At 64.9% G+C, this 1,355-nt stretch carries 1 protein-coding gene and 1 pseudogene; both read left to right on the top strand.

What is annotated here, in order from left to right; all coding sequences use genetic code 11:
• Positions 1-690 (top strand): D-glycerate dehydrogenase (locus ENZ74_RS31885; protein ID WP_164761409.1); only part of this gene is annotated, 690 nt, incomplete at its 5' end.
• 78 nt (positions 691-768) lie between these two features.
• Positions 769-1,355, top strand: a pseudogene (glyA, locus tag ENZ74_RS31880) (serine hydroxymethyltransferase); the annotation flags it as partial.

Here is a 1,355-nt window from a genome sequence, read left to right as displayed (position 1 = left end):
GGGCTGATCGTCACCAACACGCCCGCCGTGTTGACCGATGCCACCGCCGATCTCGCCATGACGCTGCTTTTGATGTGCGCGCGCCGTGCCGGAGAGGGCGAGCGCGAGCTGCGCTCCGGCAAATGGACCGGCTGGCGGCCGACGCATCTCTGCGGCACCCAGGTCAGCGGCAAGACCGTCGGCATCATCGGCATGGGAAGGATCGGCCAGGCCATGGCCAGGCGCTGTCACTTCGGCTTCGGCATGGAGGTCGTCTTCTTCGACAGCCGGCCGGTTCCCCACCCCGGCATGCCGGCGCGGCAGCTGGCGACTGTGGACGAGGTGCTGGCGGCCTCGGATTTCGTGTCGCTGCATTGTCCGGGCGGTGGCGAAAACACCCGCCTCATCAACGAACGCCGTCTTGCCCGCATGAAGAAATCAGCCTTCCTGATCAACACCGCGCGTGGCGATGTGGTGGATGAGGACGCACTGGTCCAGGCGCTGCGTGAGCGTCGGATTACTGGTGCCGGGCTCGACGTGTTCGAGACGGAGCCGTCCGTGCCGCGCGCCTTGACGGAGCGTGAAGATGTCGTGCTGCTGCCCCATCTGGGTAGCGCCACCAGCGAAACGCGCATCGCAATGGGCATGCGGGTGATCGACAATCTGTCGGCCTTCTTCGAAGGCCGCACCCCGCCTGACGCAGTGAACTAGCTCCCCGTTTCAGTTCCAACACCAGGCATGGCGACGCCGAAAACCGTGTCCGCCTTTTGCCGCCAGGAGACGAGCAGAATGACCGGCTTTTTCCAGAGGAACCTCAAGCTCCAGGATGCGGTGGTCGCCGATGCGATTGCACGCGAGATGGGCCGGCAGCGGTCCGAAATCGAGCTGATCGCATCCGAAAATATCGTTTCGCCGGCTGTGCTGGAGGCACAAGGCTCGGTGATGACCAACAAATATGCCGAGGGCTATCCGGGGCACCGCTACTACGGCGGCTGCCAATATGTCGATCTGGCCGAAGCGGCTGCCATCGACAGGGCCTGCCGGCTGTTTGGCGCGGCGCACGCCAATGTGCAGCCGCATTCCGGCGCCCAGGCCAACGGCGCGGTGATGCTCGCCATGCTGAAGCCGGGCGACACCTTCATGGGTCTGTCGCTCGCCGCCGGCGGGCATCTGACGCACGGTGCCCGGCCGACACTGTCGGGAAAATGGTTCAACGCCGTGCAATACGGCGTGCGCCAGAGCGACTGCCTTATCGACTATGAGGAGCTGGAGGCCAAGGCGCGGGAAACACGGCCAAAGCTGATTATCGCGGGTGGATCGGCCTATCCGCGCATCATCGACTTCAAGCGCATCCGGGCGATCGCCGATGCCGTCGG

The organism is Mesorhizobium sp. M7A.F.Ca.CA.002.15.2.1 (assembly GCF_003998715.1).
Lineage (GTDB): Bacteria > Pseudomonadota > Alphaproteobacteria > Rhizobiales > Rhizobiaceae > Mesorhizobium > Mesorhizobium ciceri.
This window is presented reverse-complemented; position numbering and strand designations above follow the sequence as displayed.